The organism is Micromonospora sp. NPDC051227, assembly GCF_044455385.1.
Classification (GTDB): Bacteria; Actinomycetota; Actinomycetes; order Mycobacteriales; family Micromonosporaceae; genus Micromonospora.
Window position 1 is genome coordinate 1 of record NZ_JBITET010000031.1, and the last position, 1,411, is coordinate 1,411.

At 66.4% G+C, this 1,411-nt stretch carries 1 protein-coding gene; it reads right to left on the reverse strand.

Annotated elements, in window-relative coordinates; genetic code table 11:
* Positions 1 to 55: 55 nt before the first annotated feature.
* A complete protein-coding gene (locus tag ACIA47_RS32485; RefSeq protein ID WP_396712269.1) occupies positions 56 to 1,291 on the reverse strand; it encodes an IS256 family transposase in 1,236 nt (411 codons plus the stop codon).
* Between the last annotated feature and the right edge of the window lie 120 nt (positions 1,292 to 1,411).

The window sequence follows — 1,411 nt, forward strand, 5'->3', positions numbered from 1 at the left end:
GGTCACGTCCGCGCTGGTGGTGTAGGAGACGACCATCGCAGGATCCGGTCTGATTTTAAGCGGCGATCGGGGTGGGATCGGCCTGGTCGGTGTCGTGTTGGTCGATGATGAGGCGGGTTTTGGTGAGGATTTCCAGGCCCATGTAGCGGCGTCCTTCGGTCCATTCGTCGGTCTGCTCGGCCAGGACCGCGCCGACGAGGCGGATGATCGCCGCCCGGTTGGGGAAGATCCCGACGACGTCAGTGCGGCGGCGGATCTCCTTGTTCAGGCGTTCCTGCGGGTTGTTCGACCAGATCTGGCGCCAGATTTCGCGCGGGAAACCGGTGAAGGCCAGGAGGTCGTCGCGGGCGTCGGCGAGGTGTTCGGCGGCGGCCGGAAACTTCGCTTCGATGGTGCCCGCGACTCGGTTGAACTGGGCCCGCACGGCGTCGGCGTCGGGCTGGTCGAAGATCGTCCGCACGAGGGTCGCGATCCATGGCTGCGCTGACTTGGGCACCTTCGTGAGCAGGTTGCGCAGGTAGTGGGTTCGGCAGCGTTGCCAGGCGGCACCGGGCAACGCGGCGCCGATCGCGCCAACGAGACCGCGGTGAGCATCAGAGATGACCAGTTGAACACCGGTCAGGCCGCGGGCGGTCAACGAGCGTAGGAACGCCAGCCAGCCGGCGCCGTCCTCGTCCGAGGCGACATCAAGGCCGAGGACTTCGCGTTGACCGTCCGCGTTGACCCCCACCGCGACCAGCGCGTGGACGTTGACCGTCCGCCCAGCCTCGCGGACCTTCATCGTCAACGCGTCCATCCAGACGAACGCGTAACACCTCGAGTCCAGCGGCCGGTTGCGGAACGCCTCAACCTGCGCGTCCAGGTGCGCGGCCATCTCCGATACCTGCGACTTGGACAGCTGCTTGACGCCGAGTTGCTCGACCAGCTTCTCCACCCGGCGAGTCGAGACCCCGAGCAGATAGGACGTCGCCACGACCGACACCAACGCCTGCTCAGCCCGCCGGCGATGGGTCAGCAACCAGTCCGGGAAGTACGACCCGGTGCGCAGCTTCGGCACCGCGAGGTCGATCGTGCCAGCTCGGGTGTCCCACTCTCGCACCCGGTATCCGTTGCGGGAGTTCACCCGTGTCTCGCTGCGCTGCCCGTAATCGGCACCGCAGATCGCATCCGCCTCGGCCGACATCAACGCCTGCGCGAACGTCTTCACCATCGCCCGCAACACATCCGGCGACGCGCCCTCGATCTGCTCGCGCAGCAGCTCAGCAGGGTTCACACTCTCAGATGCGGCCATCGCGCATCACTCTCCTTCGTTGGATTTAGCCGTCTCGAAGGATCGCGCGGTGGCCGTCTCCTATCTACCCAACACGCCCATCACGGGCAAGTCGTACACCACTCCCGTGGGCGCAACCCG